The sequence below is a fragment of the Streptomyces sp. NPDC012510 genome (assembly GCF_042955065.1).
GTDB lineage: Bacteria > Actinomycetota > Actinomycetes > Streptomycetales > Streptomycetaceae > Streptomyces.
The window spans coordinates 1-22,208 of sequence record NZ_JBIBEN010000031.1 but is presented as its reverse complement, the minus strand read 5'-3'; the positions used below and the strand labels follow the sequence as shown (position 1 = coordinate 22,208).

Sequence of the window (22,208 nt, the reverse complement as noted above, 5' to 3'; positions counted from 1 at the left end):
CTGTGCACGGGTACTTGAACTCTCAAGAATTGATCCAGGAGCCCAGCCGGACCGGCACGGCCCGTCTTGTTTTCCGTGGAAGGACGATCGATGACAAGTTCTCTCGCACGCAGGCAGCTTCTCGGCGCGGGCATCGCCCTGGGAGCGACGGCCCTGATCGGTGGTACGGCACAGGCCGCCCCGGGCACGGCCGGATCCTGGCCCGGGGAGTTCTCGCTGCCCAACGGGTGGGGGCCGGAGGGAGTCGCGATCGGCTCCGGGCCGTACGCCTACTTCGGATCGATCGCCACCGGCGGCGTGTACCGGGTGAACCTCGCGAGCGGCAAGGGCAAGGTCGTCCACCGCGGCCTGGGGCGCATGACGGTCGGCTTGAAGGCCGACTCCTGGGGCCGGCTGTTCCTGGCCGGCGGCAGCAGTGGCGAACTGCGGGTCGTCGACGCCCACAGGGGTGCGCTGCTCGCCAACCACGTGGTCGCCGGAGAGAACAGTTTCGTCAACGACGTCCTGCTCACCCGCGACGCCGCTTGGTTCACCGAGTCGTTCAGCGCGCGGCTGTTCAAGCTGCCCCTGGGCAGGCAGGGCCGCATCGGCGCCCCGGAGAGCCTCACGCTGAGCGGTGACTGGGTGCAGTCCGGTTTCACGTCCAACGGCATCTCGCTCACGCCCGACGGCAGCGCACTGCTCGTCACCAACGCGGCCGCGGACGGCGGATCGCTGATGCGCGTCAACCCCCGCACCGGCGTGGCCCGCAAGGTGGACCTGGGCGACGCGACGCTGCCCAGCGGCGACGGGCTGGTGCTCATCGGCCACACTCTCTACGTGGTCCAGCCCAACCTCAACCAGGTGGACGTGATCCGGCTCAACCGGTCGGGCACAAGGGGCACCGCGATCGGGGTGATCAGGGACGACCGCTTCGACCTGCCCACCACGGCCGCCGCGTACAAGGGTCGGCTCTACCTGCCCAACTCCCGCTTCACCACCCCGGACCGGGACGAGAACACCCCCTACAACGCGGTGTCCGTGCCGTTGGTGTGACGTACGGCCGGAGTACGGCCGGACCCCGTCCGCTCGAAGCGGGCGGGGTCCGTTGCTCTGACGTACGGCCGGAGTGCGGCTGTACCCCGCCCGCTCAAGGCCGGCGGGGTACAGCCGCACTCGCCGTTTCTAGCCGTGCGTCGTGATGGTGTGCGCTTCGGTGAAGGAGAGCAGACCCTCCGAGCCCATCTCCCGTCCGATGCCACTCTGGCGGAAGCCGCCGAAGGGAGCCCGGTCGTCGCACGCGACGGCGTTGGCGTGGTTGATCCAGGTGGTGCCGGTACGCAGCCTTTCGGCGATCCTGCCCGCGTGGGCGGGATCGCCGCTCCAGACCGAGGAGCACAGTCCCGACCAGTCGTTGTTGACCCGGTCCACCACGGAATCGACGTCGTCGAAAGGCAAGATCGGCAGGGCGGGGCCGAACTGCTCCTCGGTGACGATCCGCAAGCGGGGGTCGGGGTCGAGGACGAGTGCGGGACGCAGGAAGTGGCCGGCGGAGGTGGCGGCGCCGGGGGCCAGGGTGCCCCGTTCGCGCACCTCGGCTCCGGCGTCGGCGGCCTCGGCCAGCATGGCGGTGACTTTGTCGCGCTGGGCGGCGCTGTTGAGCGGGCCCATGGTCGAGGCGGGATCGGTTCCCGCGCCCACCCGATGGGTGTCGAGGGCGGAGGTCAGCGCGTCGACGAGCTCGTCGTAGCGGGAGCGATGGACATACACCCGTTTGACCGCCATGCAGACCTGGCCGCTGGTCAGGAAAGCGCCCTGGACGAGCCGTCCGATGTGCTCCTGGTCGAGTACGGCGTCGTCGAGGACGATCGCGGGGTCGTTGCCGCCGAGTTCGAGCGTCACCGAGGCGAGGTTCTGTGCGGCGGCCGCCATGATGTGCTTGCCGGCGGCCGTGCTGCCGGTGAAGACGATCTTTCGGACACGAGGGTCGGTGAGCAGTGGGGCGACCGCGTCGTTGCTGCCCGTGACGACGTTCAGCACCCCCGCCGGGAGCCCCGCGGCGAACAGCTCCAGCGTGCGCACCATGGCCAGCGGCACGGTGGGCGGGGGCTTGACCACGGCCGTGTTCCCGGCGAGCAGCGCGTACGGCAGGCTCGCCCCGAGGATGGCGATCGGCCAGTTGAACGGCACGATGACGGTGACCACGCCCGTAGGGAGCCGATGGATGTGCGAGGTCAGCGGAGGGCCGTCGAGGCGTCGTACCTGGTCGAGGGAGTCGGCCAGGTCGATCGCCGCCCGGGTGCGTGCGACGAAAACCCCCATCTCCACCTGGCTCTCGAAGGAGACCTTGCCGTTCTCCCTGGTCATCAGGGCCGCCCGCTCGGCCTCACTGCCGTCGAGGAGGGTGAGCGCCTGGCCGATGATCTCCGCTCGCCGGCGTGCGGGCATCGCCGCCCAGCTGGGGAACGCCGCGTCCGCGGCGGCCACCGCCGCCCGGGCCTGCTCAACGGTGGCCGCCGCGGCATGACCGACGGTCTGATCAGGGGCCGCAGGGTTGTGGACGGCCGTCCAGTCTTCGGTCTCGACGGTCTTGCCGTCGATGAGCAGTCCGGTACGGACAGGTGCCGCCCCGGTCTCCGTCGGTGTGGTGTGGGCTCTTTCGGACATGTGACTCTCCAGAGGATCAGGTGGGCCCCGCCGTTCCGTGCCTCTGCGCCGTTCCCCGCCTCTCGGCGTGCCGGACGTCGATGACCAGGAAGCGCGAGGAGGAAGGGGCGATGACGCCTGCCGGACAATGGTCCGCCTGGCGGACAGTTTGGGGTCAGGTCGCCGGCGCCACCGGGCTCGCCAGGCCGACCGCCCGCAGGATTCTGCTGCCCCTGGAGGAACTGGGCTATGTCCGCTCGTGTGAGGCGGGGTTCGCGCTGACCCCCAGGGTGCTCGAACTCGGGGTCGCCTACGTACGCTCCATGGGTCTGTGGGACATCGCGCGGCCCCATATGGAGCGCCTGGTGGAGCGAACCGGCGAGTCGTGCTCCGTGGCTCAGCTGGACGGATCGGACATCATCTATGTGGCCCGGGTGGCTGTCCCCAAGCTCGTGACCCTGTCGGTGCAGATCGGAACGCGGTTTCCGGCTCTGCAGACCTCTCTGGGAAAGGTACTGCTGGCAGCCTTGCGGGCCGATGAGCTGAAGCAGGTGCTCGCCGAGCCTTCCCGCTCGGGGCTGACGCCGTGTTGGCAGCCCGACCTCGGCGAACGTGACGCGGTCCTGCGCGAAGTGCGAGCACGGGGATGGGCTCTGACGGACCAGCAACTGGCGCCCGGTATCCGGTCGGTCGCGGCCCCGCTGCGTGACGGCTCCGGCAAGGTCATCGCGGCGCTCAATGTCAACTGTCACGCGGCCGAGACATCGGTCGAGCGACGTGTCGAGGAGCATCTGCCACCGCTGTTGCAGACGGCGGGAGACATCAGTGCGGATTTCGCCCGTGTCGCCGCGGTGCCGCAGGCCTGAGGAGCCACTGCCCCCTGCACGGACCAGGCCGTCGAGGGGCCGCGTGCGCGTCACGCCTCCTCGAAGGCCGCCAGGTCGAGGGGCGTGGGCCTGAAGTCCTGAAGCCGGTCCGCATAGGTGCCGGAGAAGAGTTCCGCGACTGATCCGGCGGTCCAGCCGTCCTGCCGGAACCGCTCCTCGACCTCACCGGGGTGCGTCCACAGAGCGATCCGGTCGCCTCCCGCCGCGATGGCCTGTCCGGTGATGTGGGCCGACTCCTTCGACGCCAGATACACGATGACCGGTGCCACGTCGTCCGGCGATCCGAGCCCCTGGCGCCGGACGGCGTCGGGAACGGGCTCCCCAGCGTCGACCTTCGCCACCAGGTCACCGACCCGGGGCATGGTCGCCACCATGCGGGTCAGCGCGGTGGGCACGATGGCGTTGACGGTGACATCGATCTTCGCGAGTTCGAGCGCCCAGGTGCGTGTCATCGCGACGATCGCGCCCTTGGAGGCCGAGTACGCGGTCTGGCCGAAGCTGGCGCGCTGCCCCGCCGGCGATCCCACCAGGATGAGCCGACCGCCCTCGCCCTGTTCCCGGAAGTGGGCCGCCGCCGCGCGGCCGCAGGTGAACGTACCGCGCAGATGGCTGTTGACGACGACGTCGAAGTCGTCGTCGGTGGTGTTGCGCAGGGTCCTGTCACGCAGCGCACCGGCGTTGGTGACCATCACATCGAGACGGCCGAACTCGTCGACCGCGCGCCGCACCAGCCCGTCGGCGAACTCGGAACCGCCGACCGCCCCGACATGCGCGACAGCCGCTCCACCCGCGTCCGTGATCAGGTCAACCGTCTCCTCGGCCACGTCGGCGTCGAGGTCGTTCACGACGACGGAGGCACCCGCCGCCGCCATGGCACGGGCGTAGGCACGTCCCAGGCCTCGGCCCGCACCTGTGACAATGGCGGCTTTGCCGTCGAGCATGATGTCCTCCTGAGCTGGTCGACACGGCGTCCTTCTGAGCGTAGGAACGCCGGGGCCCGTGAGGATCCCGCTGATGACGGCACCTGTGGCCGACCTCTGTCCCGTCCGGTCCGGGACATCCGTCGCGGTCGGCGCAGAGGTCAGCCCTTCGGGGGCACCAGCCCTTGCCGTACTGCGAGCAGCGCGGCCTGGGTCCGGGAGGTGAGCCGGAGCTTGCGCAGGACGTTGCTCACGTGGGTGCGGGCGGTGCGCTCGCTGATCACCAGCTCGTCGGCGATCTGCTGGTTCGACCGCCCCTCGGCGACCAGGACGAGCACGTCGCGTTCCCGGCCGGTGAGCGAGGCGAGCCCGGTCGGTGGCGAAACGATCTCCTGGGTGAGCCCCCTGGCCACCGCGGGGTCGAGAAAGACCTCGCCCCGGGCGGCCGCGCGGATCGCGGCTACCACCTCACCCGCTTCGGCGTCCTTGAGCAGGTAGCCGGCGGCTCCCTGGGCGAGCGCCGCGTGAACGCGTTCCATTTCGCCGAAGCTGGTGAGGACCACGACCCGGACACCGGGGTGACGCTGCTTGATCGCTCCGATCGCCGTGGCCCCGTCCATCCTGGGCATGAGCAGGTCGATCAGCACCACGTCCGGCAGTTCCCGGTGCGCGGCCATCGCGTCCAGCCTGGTGAGCGCCTCCTGGCCGTCCGCGGCCTCCGCGGCCACCTCCATGTCGTCCAGGACCTCGAGGTAGGCGCGGATTCCGCGGCGTACCACGGCGTGGTCGTCGACGATCAGGACCCGGACCGGGCGGAGTGCTCCGCCTCCGTGAGCGGGACTGCCGAGGGAGCGTTCCGGCCGCGTTCCGAGTCCGCGGGCGGCATCTGGGGCACTCGTACCGGAAGGGGCGCGACGACCCGTACGGTCGTGCCGCTCCTCGCGCCGGATCTGATCCTCATGGTGCCGCCCCATCGCTCCGCCCTTTCGCGCATGGTCGTCAGTCCATAGCCGTGGTGCCGGTGGGGACCGGTCCTTCGGCCCCCTTTGCTGTCCGGCGCGTCTCGTCGTCCGCCGGAGTCAGCGAATCCGCGGCCGTCATCGCGGATCACGGCGGTCAGCGTGTGGTCGCGTATACCGAGGCGGATGGTGACGGCGGTGGCCTCCGCATGCTTGACCACGTTGTGGATGGCCTCGGCGACGATCCGGTACATGTCCTCGGCCAGTTCGGGTTCGACCGCGTCCACTTCCTGCCCGCACTCCAGCCGGATGCTGAGACCCGTCCGGTTCTCGGTGCTCTTGACGAGCGTGGTCACCGCGTCCTCCAGCCCGAGCCGGAGGGATGCGGACGGACGGAGTTCGTGCACCATGGCCCGGAGATCGGCGAGTACGGTCCGCGACAGGGACCCGACTTCGTCCGCGAAGTTCCGGACCGCCACCGCGGAAACCGCTTCGCCCCGCGCACCCAGCACTCCCACGGCGTTGGCCTGCATGCCGATGGAGAACACCTGCTGAACGATCGAGTCGTGCAGGTCGCGGGCCAGGCGCTGACGCTCGTTGCGGCGGGCACCCTCACGCTCCGTCTGGAGCAGGGTGGCGTGGTCGACGGCGAGGGCGGCCTGTTCCGCCATGGCGGCGAGGAACTCCAGGGTCCGGCTGCCGATCTCCTGGCCGGGGGCGAAGTAGGCGTTCAGCACTCCTTCGGGGCGGCCGCGCGCCATCAGCGGCACACTGACGAAAGAGTCCCAGTTCAGCTCCCCGAGGTACGCGTGCAGCGGTTCCCAGGCGGGGTCCTCGAGGATCTGGGCCCATCGGTGCGGTACGACGATCGGCCTGCGCTCCCTCAGGGTGTCCAGCATGCACAGCCGGGCGCCCCGGTCACGACACTCCAGGAGACGGTCGAGGAACCCGTCCCAGTGCCGCAGCCCCGCGGAACCCATCAGCCTCAGTTCTCGGCCGCTGCTGTCGAGGGTGAGGATCTGCACGCCGGCCAGGCCGTCCGCCTGGACGATCTGCCGGGCCACGGCGTCCAGTGTCGAGCTGAGCGAGCCTTCCGAAGCCAGCGCCATCGACGTCCGGGCGATCGCCGCGATCCTGCGCTGCCGATGCCATTCGTCGGTGACGTCGCGGAACGACACCACCGTGAACTTCGGGTCGGTCGGCAGACTGCGGGTCCGGTAGGCGAACTCGCGACGGGGCCCGGATGCGGGCTCCCAGTGGGCCACCTGCTCGTCCGATCGAGCTTCCAGCAGCCCGGCCCGGCATGCGCCGACCCCCTCCGGCGGCGTGAACGGGGACGGCCCACCGATCAGTTCACCCTCCGAGTCCGCCTCGAGCAGCGCGACGGCCGCCGGGTTCAGCCGAACGAAGCGGCCCACGCAGTCCAGAACAGCGAGGCCGTCCGGCGCGGCGGCGGCGATGTCGTCCCACCCCACGAGCGGCGACGCGGACATGACCGATCTCCTCATGGTCGACGAACGATGAACCTGCCCGGGAGCCCGCCGTGCCAGGCGGACGCTGCGTGGAACCGGGTGCCTCCGCGGCAGGCGTCGGTCGGCCTGGGGACGAAGCCGACTCAGGGCAGTCCACGGCGTCGGTGCCCTCGCGCAGTCTGCCCTCGACCGTGGACAGCATCGTAGCCCGGCGGATTCCGGGCGGTCCTACGTCATTCGACCTGTTCATCGGCGGGACGAAGCGCCGATCAGGTTCAGTCAATGCTCGCGTTCCCCCTGCTGAGGGCGGCTGCCTAGGTTGGAAGGGCGCCCCGCGGACCGTTTCACTCCCCCGAAAGGGTCCGTGGGGCCGCACGAGCGGCCTGCTCGATCATGTGGTCCGCGCGAGCCATCGAGGACGAGGAGGTCCGAGACGTGGACGTGTCCATCGGCACGATCTGGGAGGCGGTGTGCCATGCGCTGCCCCATGCCGTCGCCATCACGGAGCCAGCGCGCGAGATCACTTACCGCGAGTTCGACGAGCGGGCGTCCCGGCTGGCCACCGCGATGGAGGAGGCCGGCGTCGGCGAGGGCGACACCGTGGCCTGCTACCTGTACAACGGCGCCACCTACCTGGAGACGGTCTTCGCCGCCTTCAAGCTCGGTGCCGTACCGGTGAACGCCAACTACCGCTACACCGGCGAGGAGCTCTCCGAACTCCTGGCCGACGCCGACGCGGCAGTGGTCGTCTTCAGCGGCGCCCTGGCCGCCCGGGTCACGCATGCCGCCGCCCATGTGAGCACGCTGAAGCTGCTCGTGAGGGACGGCGCCGAGCCTGCCGGCGGCCCGGCCGGGCCTGCCGTACCCGAGCTGGAAGAACTGCTGGCGGCGCATGAACCGCGTAGGCCGCAGCCACGCCCCGGATCCGACCGACTCTTCATGTACACGGGCGGGACCACCGGCAAGCCGAAGGGCGTGGTGTGGCGACAGAGCGATCTGCTGCACTCCCTGGTGGTGCCGATCTTCCATCCGCTCGGTGTCACCGAGCTGCCGGCGACGCTCGACGAGGCCGTGGCCATCGCGGTCGAGGCACACCGCGAAGGCAGCGCGCCGACCACGATGCCCGTCGTACCGCTGATGCACGCCACCGGACTGTTCAACACCATGGGCGCTTTGATGGTGGGCGGCAGGGCGGTCACCGCGCGGCAGGGCGGGCTCGACCCGGAGCACGTCTGGCGCACGGTCGCCGATCAGCGGGTCGCGACGGTCATCGTCGCGGGCAATGCCGTGTGCCGACCGCTCGTCGACGAGCTCGTGCGGGCGGAGCAGGCGGGGACGCCGCACGCTCTGCGCTCTGTGCGCAGAGTCCTCAGCTCCGGCACAGCTCTCAGCGACGTGCTCAAGCGGCGACTGCACGAGCGAGCCGAGATCACGGTCATCGATGCCATCGCGTCGAGCGAAGGGGGGCCTTTCGCCTTCGCGATCACCTCCTCCCTCGGAGACCTGCCCGCCCGATTCTTCCCCGTGCCCGCGACGAGGGTGATCGGCGACGACGACCGGTTCGTCGAACCCGGCGGTGACGACGTCGGGATGCTCGCCTACTGCGGGCCCATGCCGCTCGGTTACTACAAGGACACCGAGAAGAGCGCGACGACGTTCCGCACCATCGACGGAGTCCGGTACGCCATCCCCGGTGACCTCGCCCGTCTTGAGGCCGACGGCGCGATCCGGTTCCTCGGACGCGGCTCGGGCGTGATCAACACGGGCGGCGAGAAGGTGCACCCGCAGGAAGTGGAGAACGCCCTGCTCTCCCACCCCGGTGTGACCGACTGTGTCGTCGTCGGCGTCCCTGACGAGACCTGGGGCGAGCGGGTCGCCGCCGTCGTGGCGGTCCGGGCGGACACGACCGTCACCGGGCAGGAGTTGCGCGACTGGGCTCGGCGGAGCCTCGCCGGCTACAAGGTGCCGCGCTCCGTGGTCCTGACGGACGTCCTGCCCCGAACCCCCACCGGAAAGCTCGAAGTCGCCTGGGCCAAGAAGACCGTCCAGGAGTCCGACGCGGGCGACAGAGTGTGACAGTCGGGTGCGAGCAGCCATGGCCGACCAGCACGCCGCCGCGCGGCCCGTACGGCGGTCCACGCGGCGGTCCACGCGGCGTTCCAGCGGCAGCGCCGGTCCGCAGGAGGCGTACGGCCTCGGTCCCGAGCCGATGGACGCAAGGGCCTCGTTCCCGTTCCCGGAAGGCGGAAGCCACTGGGGGTACCGCGGGTCCGCCGTGGTCTGCTGCCACGGCCGGGCTCGGCTCGCGCGTTCCTGGCGGGCTCCGCGCGTCCGCAGTGCCTCCACCACACCGGCCACATGGTCCCGCGCGACGGCTTCGGCCGCCGCCGGGTCATTGGTGACGATCGCCGCGATGATCCGCTGGTGCCGGGGCAGCGACACATGGGCCCGCCCCGGCACCGGGGAGAGCACGAAACGGTGTCGGACTGTCTACGCCCGCAGCCGTTCGAGGACCTGCTCGGCCCTGTCATCGCCGGCGAGGTCGCGCACACGGCCGTGCGGACGGGCGTCGAGGTCGCTGTACGTCATCAGTTCGCCGTCGGCGACTGCCTTCGCCATGTCCGTGCCGATGCCGCGCAGTTCCTCGGCCTGCGCTCGGCTGACCCTCTGTAAGAGCGGCCATCAGGTTTTCCACGACCATCCGCACCTCGGTGATCCGGACGGCCTCGGCGGAGCTGCTCTCCCGGGCGCGTGCGCCACGATTGCGCCGGATCTCCACCGGGTCCTCCGCCGCCGGCTGCCGCCGAGCCGACCTGACGTCGGCGCGGGCGGCGCCGAACCATTCGCAGGGGTCCGCCTCGACCAGGCGCTGTCGCGGTGCGTACTCACCCTCGTGCTGCCGGCGCCGTGCCGTCGGCAGCGCGGGCTCCGGCGGCACAGCAGCGGGGGCGTGGGCGTGCGGTCAGTCCTGATAGACGACACCCAGGTCGGCCAGCTTGGCGCGCAGTTGGTAATAGTCGACACCCAGAGTCCCGGAGCGCAGGACCTCGCGGGTGGCCGCCTCCTTGGCGATCCGCTTCTCCGCGAGCTCGGCCGCCTCCTCCGCCTCCGCGAGGGGCACGACGACCACGCCGTCGTCGTCGGCGACGACGACATCACCAGGGGAAACGTTCACTCCGCCGAGTGTCACGGGCACGTTGACCGATCCCGGGGACGCCTTCACCGTGCCCTGCGCGGACACCGACCGCGCCCAGACGTGGAAGCCCATGCCCCGCAGCTCGGCGGTGTCGCGGACACCGGCTCCCGTGACCAGGCCGATGACGCCCCGGGTGGCCAGGGAGGTCGCCAGCAGTTCGCCGAACATGCCGTCCGTGGACGGCGAGGTGGTCGTCACCACCAGGACGTCCCCGGGCCGGCAGACCTCTACGGCGGCGTGGATCATCAGGTTGTCCCCCGGGTGGGAGCTGACCGTCACCGCGGGACCGGCCACACGCACGTTTCGCTGATTCGGCATCAGACCGGTCCCCGCGAAGCCGCGGCGGCCGATGGCTTCGTGGACCGTGGACACCCCCGCCTCGGCGAGCCGGGCGACGACGTCGGCAGCGGGCCGGGCGATGTTCCTCACAACGACGTGGCGGTCGCGCATAACTCCTCCGAAATACTCAGGGTTGGTGTCAGGAGACTTCATGAAGAAAACACCATTGTCAACAAAAAAGTTGGATATATGGTGACATCAACTTGGCTGATCCATTTCGTCGCACCATCGGTCAAGTCCGTGCGAAGGCATGGGAGTTCGGCCGACGTCCGAGTTCTCCACCCCGGCACGCCGACAGCGATCCCGGCCGTCTCCGGCCCGCATCCGGGGCCCACCTGCCTTTCCCTCTACTCACCCACCCAACCCACTCGACCCAAGGAGTACTGATGAGCCACGACACCTCCACCACGTCCGAAGGCGCGCTGCTGGTGATCAGCGCGCACGCGGGCGACTTCGTCTGGCGGGCCGGCGGCGCCATCGCGTTGGCCGCCGAACGCGGTCAGCGCGCGAAGGTGCTGTGCCTGAGCTTCGGCGAGCGCGGCGAGTCCGCCCGTGCCTGGCGGGACGGCCTGAGCCTGGACGAGATCAAGGAACTCCGCCGCACCGAGGCCACGAACGCCGCGGCCGCGCTGGGTGCGGAGATCGAGTTCCTGGACGCCGGGGACTACCCGCTGCCGGAGACCCAGGAGTTGGTGGACCGCGTCGTGCACGTGTACCGGGAGGTGGATCCCGCGGTCGTCCTCACCCACACCCTCACGGACCCCTACAACGGCGACCATCCGGCCGCCGCCCGCATGGCGCTCCAGGCACGCGTACTCGCCCAGGCGGTCGGTTACGACGCGCCAGGTGAACCGCTCGGCGCTCCCCCGGTGTTCTTCTTCGAGCCGCACCAGCCGGAGCAGTGCGACTTCAAGCCGAACGTCCTGCTGGACATCACCCCCGTCTTCGACAGGAAGCGCAAGGCCATGGAGTGCCTGGCCGCACAGCAGCACATGTGGGACTACTACACCGACCTCGCCAAGCGGCGCGGCGTTCAGCTGAAGCGCAACGCCGGACCCAACCTCGGCCTCGCACACGGAACCATGGGAGAGGCGTACGTGCGGCTCTACCCGCAGACGACGGATGTCCTGGCATGACGGCGCACAACGCGACGGGTGCCCGCGCGGCCACACACGTCTGGGTTCCCTTCCTCGACACGTCTCTGTACGTGCAGTTCACGGACGAAACCGACAGGGTGCACGGAACGGCCGGAACGTACGACCCCCGGAGTCTGTTGGCCGAGGCCGTCCCCGAGGACGCACTCACACGCGACGACCGGCACGGCGTGGTGATGTGGCGCACCGGCGTCGAACGGCTGCACGCCGTCGTGGAAGCCCTCTGGAACGAGGACGACCGCCAGGTGCGGATCCACCTCGACCAGGCCCCGCGGGCAGGCAGGGACGACGACATGCCCGGCCCGCGCGACGGATGACGTAGTCCGGGCCACGACCATACGCCGCCCCGGTCCGGTCATTCGAGCGATGACCTGGGCATCCCGCGGTGGCTAGCGTCGGTCGTGCCGCCACCGACACCGGGCGGCCCGCCCTGCCGACCGTACCGAGGAGATGACGAACGTGACGAGCCCCTCAGCCACCGCCCCGGACACGCGCCCTCTCGGTTCCGCCGCGGCCGGAACGCCGTCCGGGACCCGGCGCGGCACCGAGTTCGAAGGCACCGTCACGGTGCTGGCCCGGCAGGCGGTGGCGGACGACGTCGTGTCGCTGGAGCTCGCGGTGAGTTCGGGCGAACCGCTGCCGGTCTGGCAGCCCGGCGCGCACATCGACGTCGTCCTGCCGACGGGCGCCACCCGGCAGTACTCGCTGTGCGGCCCTGTGGGAGACACGGCTCGTTGGCGTGTCGCGGTGCTCCGGGAGCCCGACGGGCGCGGCGGTTCGCAGTGGATCCACAACCACGTCGAGGAGGGCGGCGAACTTCGGGTGCGCGGCCCGCGCAACAACTTCCCGCTGCGGCCCGCCACCCGATACCTGTTCGTCGGCGGCGGCATCGGCATCACCCCCTTGCTCCCGATGATCGCCGAGGCCGATGCCGCCATGGCCGAGTGGTCCCTGCTCTACGGTGGCCGCACACGTTCCTCCATGGCGTTCCTGTCCGAACTGGAGGGCCACGGCGAGCGCGTGACTGTGCGGCCGCAGGACGAGCACGGACTGCTCGACCTCGCCGGCTTCCTCGGTGATCCCGACCCGTCCACGCTGGTGTACTGCTGCGGCCCCGCAGGGCTCATCGACGCGGTCGAAGCGCACTGCGCCGACTGGCCGACCGGTGCGCTGAACATCGAACGGTTCGCCGCGGCGGCCGTCCGACAGCCCGCCGACGACACGGCCGAGCAGCCGATCGAGGTGGAACTGCGGGCGTCCGGGACCACAGTGACCGTGCCGCCCGGCCTGTCGGTCCTCAAGGCCGTGGAGGAGGCGGGCGTCCCTGTCCTGTCCTCGTGCGAGGAAGGCATCTGCGGCTCGTGCGAGACCTCCGTCCTGGAGGGTGAGGTCGACCACCGCGACTCACTGCTCACCGAGGACGAGCGCGCCGCGAACGACACGATGCTGATCTGCGTCTCCCGGGCGCGCGGCGGACGCCTCGTCCTGGATCTCTGACACCCCCAACCCGGTCCGGACAGCGCCCTGTCGGGGTCGCAAGCGGACCGGTGCACCTCAGTACCCATCACCGACCCGGCACACGCCCGAGCCGGACGGCCGACGCCGAAGAAAGGACCCGCGATGACATTGACACAGCACGTGCGCAACGGCTGGTACCTGGGAGCCTGGTCCGACGAGATCGGCCGAACACTCAAGCAGCGCTGGATCACGGACATTCCCGTCTGCTTCTACCGGCTGCCCGACCAGACCGTCACGGCCGTCGAGGACCGCTGCCCCCACCGCAAGTACCCGTTGTCCCTGGGCCACTTGGACGACGAGGGAACCCTCCAGTGCGACTACCACGGCTACCGTTTCGACGGCCAGGGCGTGTGCGTCGGGGTCGCCGAGCAGGCCGACCGCCCCAAGGCGGCACTGCGCCGGTTTCCGCTGGTCGAGCGGGACGGTGCCATATGGATCTGGCCCGGGGACCCGGAACTGGCCGACGAGGGCCTGCTGCCCGACACCTCGTGGCTGACCGACCCGAGCTGGACCCATGTGCACGGCGTCGTCCCGCTGAAGGCACGGCACATGCTGCTCCTGGAGAACCTGCTCGACCTCACCCATGAGACGTTCCTGCATCCGACGAGCATCGGCAACGCGGCCGTCGCCGCGACCCCGATCGACGTGACCGTGGACGGCGACCGGGTCGGCTTCAGCCGACGCATGATCGGCATCGACGCCCCTCCGTTCTACGAGAAGTCCTGCGGGCTGACCTCTCCTGTGGACCGCTGGCAGGACGGCGACTTCTACCCTCCGGGCATCTTCGTCCTCAATATCCGCGTCGCGGCCACCGGCACCGAGGAGCCGGACGGCTTCCACATGAAGGTGCTCTACGGGATGACACCGGGGCGCGGCAACGAGACGCACGACTTCTACGCACTTGGCCGCGACTACCTCATCGACGACCAGGAGCTCACGAAGTTCCAGCACGAGCAGCAACTCGCCGTGATGCAGGAGGACGTCGACGCCCTGGAGGCGCAGGAGATCATGTACGCCACCGATCCGGGCGGCACCGCCGAGTCCAGCATCAGGTCCGACCTCGCCGCACTCCGCGGACGCCGTGCGGTGGTGAAGATGCTCGCCCGCGAACAGCGCGCACAGCAGGACGCCCGCATCGCTCACAGCAGGGCGTCCGTATGAGCGGCCGCCACGTCTTCGTACTGCTCCACGGAGCCTGGCACGGCGGATGGGTATGGCGGCACGTCACACCGCTGCTGCGCGCGGCCGGGCACGAAGTGCACTCCCCCACGCTGACCGGGGTGAGCGACCGTGCCCATCTGCTCAGCCCGCAGATCGGGCTCAGCACCCACATCCAGGACGTCGTGGCGCTGATCGAGGCCCACGACGCCCGGGACGTCGTCCTCGTCGGGCACAGCTACGCCGGCCAGGTCGTCACCGGGGTCGCGGACCGGATCCCCGACCGGCTGGCCCGGCGCGTGCACCTCGACGCCTTCGTCGGCGACGACAAGGACGCGGCGATCGACCTCCTTCCCGAACGCATCGCCGGGCACTACCGGGAGTCCGTGGCCGGCCCCGGCTTCGGCTGGCTCATCCCGGTGCGCTCGCTGAGTGTGCTGGGTGTCAAGGAACAGTCGGACCTGGACTGGCTCGGCCCCCGGCTGACCCCACACCCCTGGCTGACCTACACCGAACCCCTCCGTCTCACCGGGAAGGCCGACCAGGTACCCGGCGCCTTCATCGAGTGCACCGACTGGATGCGGGTGTTCACCCCGCACGCCGAGCGTGCAGCCGCCCGTGGCTGGCCGGTCCACGAGATCGCCACCGGCCACGAGGCCATGGTCACCGCCCCGGGCCGACTGGCCGAACTGCTGCTGGAGATCGCGGCAGCCTGACCCGTGAAGGAACGCCCCATGGAATTCCTCGTCCGTACCGAGAACACGCTGCCCCCGGACACGCCTGACGACGTACGCGAGAGCCTGCGCAAGGGCGAGCGCGAACGGGCCATGCAGCTCAGGGAGTCGGGAATCCTCAAGCGGCTGTGGCGGGTTCCGGGCCGCAACGCGACCATCGGCCTGTACGAAGCAGCCGATCCGGCGGAACTGCACGACGCCCTGGTCTCCCTGCCCATGTGGAAATGGATGGACATCACCGTCGAGGCGCTCGCCACCCATCCGCAGGAGAAGGCGCCATGACCGTGCGCCCTGACGGTCGAAGCCCACGGGTCGCGGTGGTCACAGGTGCCGCCGGTGGCCTGGGGCTCGCCGTCGCCCGCAGACTGGCCGGGGACGGATTCGCGGTCGCCGCCCTGGACATCGCCGAACCCGACGACACGGACCCGATTCCGGGTGTCCGGGCCTGGCGTTGCGACGTCACAGATCCGGCCGCGACCCGCCGGGCCGTGACGGAGATCGCCGAAACGTACGGCGGTGGCCGGATCGATGTACTCGTCAACAACGCGGGACTGCTCTCCGGCCGGGCACCACTGCTGGAGACGACCCCGGAGGAACTGCACCGGTTCTTCGCCGTCAACGCCGTCGGCCCGCTGCTCATGGTGCAGGCCTGTGTGCCCTGGCTGAGCGCAAGCCCGTATCGAGGGCGGGTGATCAATGTCGCCTCCCGCACCTTCTTCACGGGAGCGCCGGGCCAGATCGCCTACGTGGCCAGCAAGGGCGCACTCATCGGCATGACCCGGGTGATGGCCCGCGAGCTGGGCGAGCACCGGATCACCGTCAACGCGGTGGCACCCGCGCAGGTGGCCACTCCTGGCACCCGGGCGCACTCCGACGACGAGGTGTTCGCCGCGACCATGCGCCGACAGGCGATCGAGGAGTTCGTCACCCCGGAGCACTTCGCCGGCCTCGTCTCCTATCTCGCGTCCCCCGACGCGGTCATGGTTACCGGCCAGACACTCGTCTGCGACGGCGGCGGGCTCCTGCACTGACCGGCGACACCACGGGAGAGGAGAGGAACGAATGAACGGCATCACACCCCAGGTCCCAGGCACCTACGTCTTCGACGCCGCGGAAAGCCGACGCGCCCGGGCCCTCAACCGGCTCTGCGGTTCCCTCAAGGAGGCCGAGAACCGGGAAAGGTTCAAAGCCGACGAAGCGGCGTACTGCGAGACGTACGGGCTCACGGTCCAGCAGCGGGACGCCGTCCTGCGACGGGACTGGAACCGGATGATGGAGCTGGGCGGCTCCATCTTCTACGTCTTCAAGCTCGCCATGGTCGACCAGAGATCCATGCAGTACCTCGGCGGGGTGTTCACGGGCATGACCACCGAGGAGTTCGCGCAGGCACTGAAAGCGGGAGGGCGGAGCTTTGGCTGAGGTGATATGGGGTCTGGCCACATCGCACGTGCCGTCGATCGGTGCGGCCATGGACCGCGGGAAGACCGAGGACCCCTACTGGAAGCCGCTGTTCGACGGATACGCGCCGGCCCGGGAGTGGATGGCCCGGCACACGCCCGACATCGCGGTCGTCGTCTACAACGACCACGCCAACGCCGTGGACATGAGCGTCACGCCGACCTTCGCGCTCGGAACGGCGGAGTCGTACCGGGTGGCCGACGAGGGATGGGGCAGCCGCCCGGTGCCCGCGGTCACGGGCGCTCCCGAGTTCTCCGACCACCTCGTCAACAGCCTGATCGACGCCTCCTTCGACCTCACCGTCTATCAGGAACTCGACGTCGACCACGGCCTGACCGTTCCCCTGTCGGTGTACTGCCCCGATCCCGGCGAACGCTGGCCCTGCGCGGTGGTGCCCCTCCTGGTGAACGTCATCCAGTACCCGCAGCCGACCGCCGCACGGTGCCTGGCCCTCGGCCGCGCTCTCGGCGAGGCGATCCGGTCCTTCCCCGAGGACCTCAAGGTCGCCGTCTTCGGTACGGGCGGCATGTCCCACCAGCTCGCGGGCGCCCGCGCGGGACTGATCAACCAGGACTTCGACCGGATGTTCCTGGACGCCATCGAGCACGACCCTGTGAAGCTGGCCGCACTGACGCGCGAGGAGTACATCCGCGAGGCCGGCTCCGAGGGCATCGAACTCATCATGTGGCTGATCATGCGCGGTGCGTTGGGGCCACGGATCCGACGCGTGCACGAGACGTACCACGTACCCGCGTCCAACACGGCGGCCGGCATGGTGTTGTTCGAGAACCTGAGCCGGTGATTCACCGTCAGTCCTGACCGGCCGACGCCGGTGACGTGGGCGTGTGACCCGGTCCGGCGTGGACCGCGGGCCGAGTCTCCTCCGGTGCGGGTCTCGCCACCGAACGGAGCCCGACGGCCCCACCACTCCCGGCACGGGTGTGCCGCGCGACGAGGCCTGTCCTGGACACCCTTCACGCCGGGGCGCGTCAGCCGGAGCGGTGGCGGAGCCCGTCGAGCAGGAGGTCGAGCATGCGGCCCGCGCGGTCGCGCAGCCCCTTGTCGCTGGTGATCAGCAGAACACCGCCGAGGCTGAAGCCGACGTCCAGGGGGTCCACGTCCGAGCGCAGGACTCCCACTTCGGCCCCGGCGTGCAGCAGGGTGCTGATGGCGGTGCTGATCCGTTCCAGACTTTCGGCGAACGGATCCTCGTCGCCGGAGGCGATGACGGCCTTCAACGCGTCCGCCATGCCCTGCTTGGTGGCCAGGTAGTCGATGAACAGGTCCATCCACTGCCGCATGGCCTGGTCGGGAGGGAGCTGTGCGAGCAGTTCGGTGGCACTGTCGCAGACCCGGGCGAGTTCGTTGCGGTAGGCGGCCTCGAGCAGGGCCTCGCGGGTGGGGAAGTGCCGGTAGAGCGTTCCGATGCCCACGCCGGCGTCCTTGGCGATGGCCTCGAGGGACGCGTCCGTGCCGACCTCGGAGAACGCGCGCCCCGCGGCTTCGAGCAGGCGTTCCCGGTTGCGTCTCGCGTCGGCGCGCAGTCCACGTGTGCTGCTGGTCACAGCTTTCCTTCCTCCTGGACAATCGGAGGGCCCTCCGTTTAAGGTTCGAGCAACCGGAGGCACCTCCGCTTCGAGCGTAGCAAACAGGGAGCATTGCGAGAATGGCCACGACTCCAGGCATCACCACTCCGTTCACCGGCCGGTCCACGGCTTCCGACGTCATCGCGGGCATCGACCTCACGGGCCGCCGCGCCGTCGTCACCGGGGCCGCGTCCGGCATCGGCGTGGAGACCGCCCGGGCGCTCGCCGGCGCCGGCGCGGAGGTCACGCTCGCCGTACGGGACACCGAGGCGGGCCACCGCACCGCCGCGGCCATCCGGGCCACCACCGGCAACGAAGGCGTACGGGTCGCCGCGCTGGACCTGACCGATCCGGCATCCGTCCGCGCGTTCACGGCCGCATGGCAGGGTCCGCTGCACATCCTTGTCAACAACGCGGGGGTCATGGCGGCCCCGGAGAGCCGCACACCCCAGGGCTGGGAGCTGCAGTTCGCCACCAACCACCTGGGGCACTTCGCCCTGACCACCCAACTGCACGGCGCGCTCGCCGGGGCCGGCGGCGCCCGCGTGGTGTCCGTGAGTTCCAGCGGGCACCTGTTCTCGCCCGTCGTCTTCGACGACCTCCACTTCACCGAGCGGCCCTACGACCCGTGGCTGGCGTACGGACAGTCCAAGACGGCCAACGTGCTGTTCGCGGTCGAGGCCGGACGGCGATGGGCCGACGACGGGATCACGGCCAACGCGCTGATGCCCGGCGGGATCCGGACCAACCTGGGGCGCTATATGGACGAGGAGCAGATGGGCCTGTTCATGACCCACCTGCAAGCCCTCCTCGGTGAAGGAACGCCCCTGCCCGAGATGTCTTTCAAATCGGTCGAACAGGGCGCCGCGACCTCCGTCCTGCTGGCCACCTCACCCTTGCTCGACGGCATCAGCGGCCGGTACTTCGAGGACTGCGACGAGGCCCCACCGCACCAGCCGGGCACCCACACCGGGGTCGCGCCGCACGCCCTGGACCCGGAGGCGGCCGAGCGACTCTGGCAGGTCTCCGAGCAGCTCCTGAACTGACCTCACGCCGCTCGCCGACCTCGACCGAGCCCGCGGAAACCCCGTAGCAGCCCTTCCAGCCCTTACACCCAGGCCGCCCCCCGACCAAATACTTGAAACTTCAGTTGAAATCTTCAGATACTCAGGGAGACACCATGGCAGGCAGCATCCGCAGGCACTGGAAGCGCTGGCTCATCGCCGGTGTGGCCACCGCCGCCGTGCTGGGCACGGCGGGCCCCTACATCTACATCAACTACGTCCAGGACGAGCCACCGGCCGCCCTCTCGCTCGACAACCCGCCAGACTCGGACTCCTCCGGGGGTTCCTCAGGTTCCGGGAAGCAGGCCGGGCAGGAGGGTGTCGAGGGCGCCTGGCGGGTGGGCAGCGGCTCGCAGGCCGGTTACCGGGTCGACGAGGTCCTCTTCGGCCAGAACGTCACGGCGGTGGGCCGCACCGAGGAGGTCACCGGCGGGCTGGAGATCGAGGGCAACCGGGCCGTCAGCGGATCCTTCACCGTCGACCTGGCCTCGGTGAAGAGCGACTCCGACCAGCGCGACGGCCAGTTCCGCGGCCGGGTCATGAACACCGAGCGGTACCCCGAGGCCACCTTCGAGCTCACCGAGCCCGTCGACTTCGGGTCGACGCCGGAGGTGGGCGAGCAGGTCAGCGCCGAGGCCACGGGCGAGCTGACCATCCACGGCGAGACCAACCCCGTCTCCTTCGACCTCGACGCCCAGCGCACCGCCGACGGCTTCCGGGTCAATGGCTCCATTCCGGTCACCTTCGCCGACTACGGCATCGACGCACCCAACTTCGGCGGGATCGCGGTGGAGGACGAGGGAGACATCGAGTTCCTCCTCACCTTCGAGCGCGCCTGAACCCATACGGGCCGGAGGGCCACACGGGCCCCCTCACTCCCGCCCCATCTCTCTCACCAGACGCCCAACGACGCGTTTCACCGCCGTCCGCACGCATTGGAGATCCTCCATGTACAGCACCACCCGGTCGAACAGCGCCACCAGGCTGACCCGTAAGGCCATAGCCACCCTCCTGGCCGCGGCGACCGTAGGAGCCGTGGCCGGCTTCGCACCTGCCGCCACGGCCACCGCCTCCGCGCCGTCCCACAGCGGTCTGCCCCTCGGCCTCGACGCCCCGCACACGAGCCCCGCCACGCAGGAGCGCAACAAGCGCGTCGCCGTCCACGTTCTCACCCAGCTCTTCGAGGAGGGCAACCTCAAGGTCGCCGACCGGAACATCCGCGCGGACTACATCCAGCACAACCCGGCCGCCCCCAACGGCCGGGAAGCGATCAAGAACTTCATCCGCGACTGGACCGCGCGCTTCCCGGACCACCAGTACAACGTCAAGCGGGTCCTCGCCCAGGGCAACCTGGTCCTGGTGCACTCCAACCCCGTCTTCGAGCCCGGCACCCGTGGCGCGGCCGTGGTCGACATCTTCCGCTTCGACCCCAGGAGCGGCATGATCGCCGAGCACTGGGACACGGTCCAGGACGTGCCGGCGACCACCGTCAACGGCAACGACATGTTCGGTACGGTCAGCAACCCGCACACGAACCAGCCCAGCGGCCCTCGCTGGAGCACACCTCTCAGCGAGAAGATCGCCACCCGTTACTTCGACACCCTCCTCGTCGACAAGAACCCCGACGCCGTCAGGTTCCTCGCGCCGGAGTACTACCAGCACAACCCGACCATCCCCAGCGGCTCGGCCGGCCTGCGCGAGCAGTTCACCGACTTCTTCCGCCAGTTCCCGAACCTGATCGTGGAACGCAAGCGCGTCATCGCCGACAAGGACTACGTCGCCATCCACGCGCACTACCGCCTCAGTCCCGAGGACCGTGGGCAGTCCGTCGTGGACATCTTCCGGGTCAAGAAGCAGAAGAACGGCGAGCTCAAGATCATCGAGCACTGGGACGTCGTACAGGACGTCCCGGCCACCTCCGCAAACGACAACACGATGTTCTGACCTCTCCGATCCTCGCGGTCCCGTGGCCCGTCACCGGTCGGTGACGGGCCACTCGTTTCTCGGCAGCGGACATGAGTCCGACCTAGTCACCCCATTGCAGCGTTGCCGAGCTGATGACGGCGCTGGTGCGGCACCTGCACGCGTACGCCCGCGAGGTCCGGCTGACGGAGGAGGAATGGGCGGCGGCCGTCGAGTGGCTCACGGCGACCGGCCGGATCAGTGACGACAAGCGCCAGGAGTTCATCCTCGCCTCCGACGTCCTCGGTCTGAGCACGCTCGTCGTCCAGCTGAACCATCACTTCTCGGCGGAGGCCACTCCGGCGACGGTGCTCGGTCCCTTTCACATCGACGGCTCTCCGACGGACGGATTCGGGGCCGACCCCGGGGGCTCATCCCCGGCCTCGGACACCACGTCCACAAACAAGGTGACCCCGCACTCCGAGGCTGTTCCAACTCGCCACGGAGGAAGGGCTGTTCAGCCCGCATCTGTCGCTGTTCGCGGCCATCCGCCGGGTCCACCCCAGGTGCTGGGCAGCACCCTGCCACTCAACGGCGCCGGGGTCTGCGGTGCCGCACTCGCCGACCTCGGTCTTCCGCTAAACCTGCTCCGCGCCTTCGCCCTGCTCGCCCGCACGGCCGGACTCATCGGCCAGCTCGTGCAGTTGACCAAGCGGGTGCTGGAGTCCGCCCTGGAGGGCGGGATCACGGATCACCTCGGATATGAGAAGCACGACGCCGAGGGCCGGGGCAGCGGCAACTCCCGCAACGGCACCAGGGCGAAGACGGTGCTGACCGATGTCGGCCCGGTAGAGGTCAAGGTACCCCGGGACGTGGCGGGCACGTTCGAGCCGGCCATCGTCAAAAAGCGCCAGCGCAGGCTGTCCGGCGTGGGCGAGATGGTGCTGTCGTTGTCCGCGAAGGGGCTCACCCGCGGAGAGATCTCCGCGCACCTGGCTGAGGTCTACGGGGCGAGCGTGTCCAAGGCCACCATCTCCACGATCACCGACAAGGTGATGGACGGCATGGCGGAATGGTCCAACCGCCCGCTGGACAGCGTCTACCCGGTCCTCTTCGTCGACGCCATCAACGTCAAGATCAGGGTTCTGTCGACGATCTTGTGATCCGGTGCGGAGGATGTCACCGTGCCAGCAAAACGCGTTTGCGAAGGAGATCGAGGCCAGCACGGCCGAACAT

Annotated in this window: 22 protein-coding genes and 2 pseudogenes; 17 read left to right on the top strand and 7 right to left on the bottom strand. The window is 69.8% G+C overall.

The window, feature by feature from the left end:
- Nucleotides 1-90: 90 nt before the first annotated feature.
- A complete protein-coding gene (locus ACFY9I_RS37935; protein ID WP_391010712.1) occupies nucleotides 91-1,035 on the top strand; it encodes a superoxide dismutase in 945 nt (314 codons plus the stop codon).
- A gap of 129 nt (nucleotides 1,036-1,164) precedes the next feature.
- Here ACFY9I_RS37935 and ACFY9I_RS37930 read toward each other — a convergent pair whose 3' ends face one another.
- Nucleotides 1,165-2,646 carry an aldehyde dehydrogenase family protein gene (locus ACFY9I_RS37930; RefSeq protein WP_391010709.1) on the bottom strand — a complete coding sequence of 494 codons (1,482 nt, stop codon included), beginning with the start codon at nucleotides 2,644-2,646 and terminating at the stop codon, nucleotides 1,165-1,167.
- Nucleotides 2,647-2,756: 110 nt separating this feature from the next.
- Between ACFY9I_RS37930 and ACFY9I_RS37925 the strand changes: the two genes are divergently transcribed.
- Nucleotides 2,757-3,491, top strand: a complete 735-nt coding sequence (locus ACFY9I_RS37925) for an IclR family transcriptional regulator C-terminal domain-containing protein (RefSeq protein ID WP_391010706.1) — start codon at nucleotides 2,757-2,759, stop codon at nucleotides 3,489-3,491.
- 50 nt (nucleotides 3,492-3,541) lie between these two features.
- Here the strand turns inward: ACFY9I_RS37925 and ACFY9I_RS37920 are convergent, their stop codons facing one another.
- The 3 genes from ACFY9I_RS37920 to ACFY9I_RS37910 all read right to left on the bottom strand — a co-directional run bounded on the left by ACFY9I_RS37920 (nucleotide 3,542) and on the right by ACFY9I_RS37910 (nucleotide 6,884).
- Nucleotides 3,542-4,453, bottom strand: a complete 912-nt coding sequence (locus tag ACFY9I_RS37920; protein WP_327725669.1) for an SDR family oxidoreductase — start codon at nucleotides 4,451-4,453, stop codon at nucleotides 3,542-3,544.
- Between the two features lie 140 nt (nucleotides 4,454-4,593).
- On the bottom strand, nucleotides 4,594-5,211 hold the full coding sequence (locus ACFY9I_RS37915) for a response regulator transcription factor (RefSeq protein WP_234441052.1): 618 nt from the start codon (nucleotides 5,209-5,211) through the stop codon (nucleotides 4,594-4,596).
- A gap of 17 nt (nucleotides 5,212-5,228) precedes the next feature.
- Entirely contained in the window at nucleotides 5,229-6,884 is a 1,656-nt protein-coding gene (locus ACFY9I_RS37910) for an ATP-binding protein (protein WP_391010701.1), read from the bottom strand.
- 414 nt (nucleotides 6,885-7,298) lie between these two features.
- On the opposite strand from ACFY9I_RS37910, the gene ACFY9I_RS37905 reads away from it, so the two are divergent.
- A complete protein-coding gene (locus ACFY9I_RS37905) occupies nucleotides 7,299-8,939 on the top strand; it encodes an AMP-binding protein (RefSeq protein WP_391010698.1) in 1,641 nt (546 codons plus the stop codon).
- Nucleotides 8,940-9,353: 414 nt separating this feature from the next.
- Here ACFY9I_RS37905 and ACFY9I_RS37900 read toward each other — a convergent pair whose 3' ends face one another.
- A complete protein-coding gene (locus ACFY9I_RS37900) occupies nucleotides 9,354-9,482 on the bottom strand; it encodes a hypothetical protein (RefSeq protein ID WP_391010695.1) in 129 nt (42 codons plus the stop codon).
- A 343-nt stretch (nucleotides 9,483-9,825) separates the two neighbouring features.
- Complete coding sequence (locus ACFY9I_RS37895) at nucleotides 9,826-10,509, bottom strand: 4-carboxy-4-hydroxy-2-oxoadipate aldolase/oxaloacetate decarboxylase (RefSeq protein ID WP_391010692.1); 684 nt, start codon at nucleotides 10,507-10,509, stop codon at nucleotides 9,826-9,828.
- 275 nt (nucleotides 10,510-10,784) lie between these two features.
- Here ACFY9I_RS37895 and ACFY9I_RS37890 point away from each other — a divergent pair, with 275 nt between their 5' ends.
- The 9 genes from ACFY9I_RS37890 (at nucleotide 10,785) to ACFY9I_RS37850 (ending at nucleotide 17,222) form a co-directional block, all read left to right on the top strand.
- Nucleotides 10,785-11,534: a PIG-L family deacetylase gene (locus ACFY9I_RS37890; RefSeq protein ID WP_391010689.1), complete on the top strand. Its 750-nt coding sequence runs from the start codon at nucleotides 10,785-10,787 to the stop codon at nucleotides 11,532-11,534.
- On the top strand, nucleotides 11,531-11,869 hold the full coding sequence (locus ACFY9I_RS37885; protein WP_391010686.1) for a hypothetical protein: 339 nt from the start codon (nucleotides 11,531-11,533) through the stop codon (nucleotides 11,867-11,869). Before ACFY9I_RS37890 ends, ACFY9I_RS37885 begins: the two co-directional genes overlap by 4 nt.
- A 142-nt stretch (nucleotides 11,870-12,011) precedes the next feature.
- Nucleotides 12,012-13,049: a 2Fe-2S iron-sulfur cluster-binding protein gene (locus ACFY9I_RS37880; protein WP_391010683.1), complete on the top strand. Its 1,038-nt coding sequence runs from the start codon at nucleotides 12,012-12,014 to the stop codon at nucleotides 13,047-13,049.
- Nucleotides 13,050-13,172: 123 nt separating this feature from the next.
- Nucleotides 13,173-14,231 (top strand): Rieske 2Fe-2S domain-containing protein, encoded by a 1,059-nt coding sequence (locus ACFY9I_RS37875; RefSeq protein ID WP_391010680.1) that lies wholly within the window; start codon nucleotides 13,173-13,175, stop codon nucleotides 14,229-14,231.
- Nucleotides 14,228-14,944: an alpha/beta fold hydrolase gene (locus ACFY9I_RS37870; protein WP_391010677.1), complete on the top strand. Its 717-nt coding sequence runs from the start codon at nucleotides 14,228-14,230 to the stop codon at nucleotides 14,942-14,944. The genes ACFY9I_RS37875 and ACFY9I_RS37870 overlap by 4 nt, the downstream gene beginning before the upstream one ends.
- 18 nt (nucleotides 14,945-14,962) lie before the next feature.
- Nucleotides 14,963-15,244: a muconolactone Delta-isomerase family protein gene (locus tag ACFY9I_RS37865; RefSeq protein ID WP_037692017.1), complete on the top strand. Its 282-nt coding sequence runs from the start codon at nucleotides 14,963-14,965 to the stop codon at nucleotides 15,242-15,244.
- Complete coding sequence (locus ACFY9I_RS37860) at nucleotides 15,241-15,993, top strand: SDR family oxidoreductase (protein WP_391010674.1); 753 nt, start codon at nucleotides 15,241-15,243, stop codon at nucleotides 15,991-15,993. Before ACFY9I_RS37865 ends, ACFY9I_RS37860 begins: the two co-directional genes overlap by 4 nt.
- Before the next feature lie 31 nt (nucleotides 15,994-16,024).
- Nucleotides 16,025-16,381, top strand: a complete 357-nt coding sequence (ligA, locus tag ACFY9I_RS37855; protein ID WP_391010671.1) for a protocatechuate 4,5-dioxygenase subunit alpha — start codon at nucleotides 16,025-16,027, stop codon at nucleotides 16,379-16,381.
- A 1-nt stretch (nucleotide 16,382) separates the two neighbouring features.
- Nucleotides 16,383-17,222 (top strand): class III extradiol dioxygenase subunit beta, encoded by an 840-nt coding sequence (locus tag ACFY9I_RS37850; protein WP_391010882.1) that lies wholly within the window; start codon nucleotides 16,383-16,385, stop codon nucleotides 17,220-17,222.
- Between the two features lie 187 nt (nucleotides 17,223-17,409).
- On the opposite strand, the gene ACFY9I_RS37845 is transcribed toward ACFY9I_RS37850, so the two are convergent.
- Nucleotides 17,410-17,985, bottom strand: coding sequence for a TetR family transcriptional regulator (locus tag ACFY9I_RS37845; protein WP_391010669.1), 576 nt, complete (start codon nucleotides 17,983-17,985; stop codon nucleotides 17,410-17,412).
- A gap of 101 nt (nucleotides 17,986-18,086) precedes the next feature.
- Between ACFY9I_RS37845 and ACFY9I_RS37840 the strand changes: the two genes are divergently transcribed.
- The 5 genes and pseudogenes from ACFY9I_RS37840 to ACFY9I_RS37820 all read left to right on the top strand — a co-directional run.
- On the top strand, nucleotides 18,087-19,052 hold the full coding sequence (locus ACFY9I_RS37840) for an SDR family NAD(P)-dependent oxidoreductase (RefSeq protein WP_391010666.1): 966 nt from the start codon (nucleotides 18,087-18,089) through the stop codon (nucleotides 19,050-19,052).
- Nucleotides 19,053-19,186: 134 nt separating this feature from the next.
- Nucleotides 19,187-19,909, top strand: coding sequence for a YceI family protein (locus tag ACFY9I_RS37835; RefSeq protein WP_391010663.1), 723 nt, complete (start codon nucleotides 19,187-19,189; stop codon nucleotides 19,907-19,909).
- 109 nt (nucleotides 19,910-20,018) lie between these two features.
- The gene (locus ACFY9I_RS37830; RefSeq protein ID WP_391010660.1) at nucleotides 20,019-21,014 is read left to right on the top strand and encodes a nuclear transport factor 2 family protein; all 996 of its coding nucleotides are present in this window, start codon (nucleotides 20,019-20,021) and stop codon (nucleotides 21,012-21,014) included.
- Between the two features lie 113 nt (nucleotides 21,015-21,127).
- Nucleotides 21,128-21,316 (top strand): annotated as a pseudogene (locus ACFY9I_RS37825) (dioxygenase); the annotation flags it as partial.
- A 300-nt stretch (nucleotides 21,317-21,616) separates the two neighbouring features.
- Nucleotides 21,617-22,114 (top strand): annotated as a pseudogene (locus tag ACFY9I_RS37820) (transposase); the annotation flags it as partial.
- Between the last annotated feature and the right edge of the window lie 94 nt (nucleotides 22,115-22,208).

What these genes read in the sequence shown, in the direction of transcription:
- ACFY9I_RS37935 (WP_391010712.1), top strand. Translation starts at nt 91, where the DNA reads ATGACAAGTTCTCTCGCACGCAGGCAGCTTCTCGGCGCGGGCATCGCC.
- ACFY9I_RS37930 (WP_391010709.1), bottom strand. Translation starts at nt 2,646, where the DNA reads ATGTCCGAAAGAGCCCACACCACACCGACGGAGACCGGGGCGGCACCT.
- ACFY9I_RS37925 (WP_391010706.1), top strand. Translation starts at nt 2,757, where the DNA reads ATGACGCCTGCCGGACAATGGTCCGCCTGGCGGACAGTTTGGGGTCAG.
- ACFY9I_RS37920 (WP_327725669.1), bottom strand. Translation starts at nt 4,453, where the DNA reads ATGCTCGACGGCAAAGCCGCCATTGTCACAGGTGCGGGCCGAGGCCTG.
- ACFY9I_RS37910 (WP_391010701.1), bottom strand. Translation starts at nt 6,884, where the DNA reads ATGTCCGCGTCGCCGCTCGTGGGGTGGGACGACATCGCCGCCGCCGCG.
- ACFY9I_RS37900 (WP_391010695.1), bottom strand. Translation starts at nt 9,482, where the DNA reads ATGGCGAAGGCAGTCGCCGACGGCGAACTGATGACGTACAGCGACCTC.
- ACFY9I_RS37895 (WP_391010692.1), bottom strand. Translation starts at nt 10,509, where the DNA reads ATGCGCGACCGCCACGTCGTTGTGAGGAACATCGCCCGGCCCGCTGCC.
- ACFY9I_RS37890 (WP_391010689.1), top strand. Translation starts at nt 10,785, where the DNA reads ATGAGCCACGACACCTCCACCACGTCCGAAGGCGCGCTGCTGGTGATC.
- ACFY9I_RS37885 (WP_391010686.1), top strand. Translation starts at nt 11,531, where the DNA reads ATGACGGCGCACAACGCGACGGGTGCCCGCGCGGCCACACACGTCTGG.
- ACFY9I_RS37875 (WP_391010680.1), top strand. Translation starts at nt 13,173, where the DNA reads ATGACATTGACACAGCACGTGCGCAACGGCTGGTACCTGGGAGCCTGG.
- ACFY9I_RS37870 (WP_391010677.1), top strand. Translation starts at nt 14,228, where the DNA reads ATGAGCGGCCGCCACGTCTTCGTACTGCTCCACGGAGCCTGGCACGGC.
- ACFY9I_RS37865 (WP_037692017.1), top strand. Translation starts at nt 14,963, where the DNA reads ATGGAATTCCTCGTCCGTACCGAGAACACGCTGCCCCCGGACACGCCT.
- ACFY9I_RS37860 (WP_391010674.1), top strand. Translation starts at nt 15,241, where the DNA reads ATGACCGTGCGCCCTGACGGTCGAAGCCCACGGGTCGCGGTGGTCACA.
- ligA (WP_391010671.1), top strand. Translation starts at nt 16,025, where the DNA reads ATGAACGGCATCACACCCCAGGTCCCAGGCACCTACGTCTTCGACGCC.
- ACFY9I_RS37840 (WP_391010666.1), top strand. Translation starts at nt 18,087, where the DNA reads ATGGCCACGACTCCAGGCATCACCACTCCGTTCACCGGCCGGTCCACG.
- ACFY9I_RS37835 (WP_391010663.1), top strand. Translation starts at nt 19,187, where the DNA reads ATGGCAGGCAGCATCCGCAGGCACTGGAAGCGCTGGCTCATCGCCGGT.
- ACFY9I_RS37830 (WP_391010660.1), top strand. Translation starts at nt 20,019, where the DNA reads ATGTACAGCACCACCCGGTCGAACAGCGCCACCAGGCTGACCCGTAAG.